Consider the following 1,232-nt stretch of genomic DNA (forward strand, 5'->3'; position numbering starts at 1 on the left):
CCTGTCGAGGCTCGAGGCGAATTGCCTCGGTCCTCAACATAGGAAACAGCGCTGGCGGTTGAGTCACTTCGCGCTTGGCCGGAGGGTTACCGCGCGAGCGGTTTAGTCCTCCGGCCATCTAGAGACATCCGCCCTGTCCTTCGATCGGACATTCGAAGGTCGACTTCGCTTCGTAAAGCTGCCCGTGGCCCTTTTCCGAATCTGAATGGTGGCCGGCGCGATTAAAGTCTAGCTGGTGGTCGCCGTAATCTCGTAGAGCCAGTGCTTTCATCCAAGGGCATTCGCACGGATGCGTTAGCTTCTAACCGGTATTAGCGGACGATCTTGGCGCCCAGCGCCCATCCCGCCAGCGGATGGCGGCAGATGCCTTTCCGCCCTTTGAAAAGCTTGCTCGTACAAAATAACCTGCTCGACAAGTAGGGATCGTGGATAAAGAAAATGCAGAAAATCGAGATTACACAACATGAACTGAACGACGGTACTGGCGGGTTTGACGACTATATGAAGTTTACCGTTCAACGAGTAATGGCCAAATCTACCGACCCACAACTCGTCCTTTTCGCTGCGGCCGATATTATCACCAACGATGGCCTTATTATCAACGTTGGATCGGATCACGATGACGCAGGAATTAGTGTTGCCAATTGGCTGAAAAATTTTTATGGCGACCGAGAAAATATATCTTATTGCTTGCCTGCCTTAGCATATCAATTGAACGGTATCGCTTATCTCCTTCGATTTCCGATAATTCGCAATAGTCAAATGCCTTTTACCGAGGCGGTGATCGATCTGTCGGCTCAGGCGGTTAACTACGCGTCGACCAAGAGCCTCGAGTTGCTGCAGCAGACTTACAACGAATTTTATAACGCTCTGTATTTAATCAGTCGGTTTGATACAACCACTGTGATACACCTCCAAGCCTCTGCGCACCATATCTACGATGGAGCGGCTCACTATGCGCTCGCAAGATGGGACTCACTTTTCTTTATTGAGCGTGCAATGAAGGAGGCTCTCATCCCGACCGGAGTCGCGCTACCGAAAGGCGCTGACGGACACGACGTGCGAGGTGAACTGCACAAGTCGTGGGTGAACGCGGGAAAGTCTCCTTTGCCTAACCACTTACTAGTCTTACTGTGTCATAAAAACAACGATGTTTATATGCATGTCAGAGATAATATGGAATCCATACTGATGAGCGGACCGCAATGGAAGATCTGGCAAAGTTCGATCGC

1 protein-coding gene is annotated in these 1,232 nt (G+C 50.6%); it reads left to right on the top strand.

The genetic code is table 11. The features are described 5' to 3' along the window. Positions 1 to 438: 438 nt before the first annotated feature. A partial coding sequence (locus tag KHO41_RS40930) for a hypothetical protein (protein WP_211958884.1) occupies positions 439 to 1,232 on the top strand: 794 nt, incomplete at its 3' end.

Origin of the sequence: Cupriavidus numazuensis, from assembly GCF_905397435.1 — a bacterium.
Lineage (GTDB): Bacteria > Pseudomonadota > Gammaproteobacteria > Burkholderiales > Burkholderiaceae > Cupriavidus > Cupriavidus numazuensis.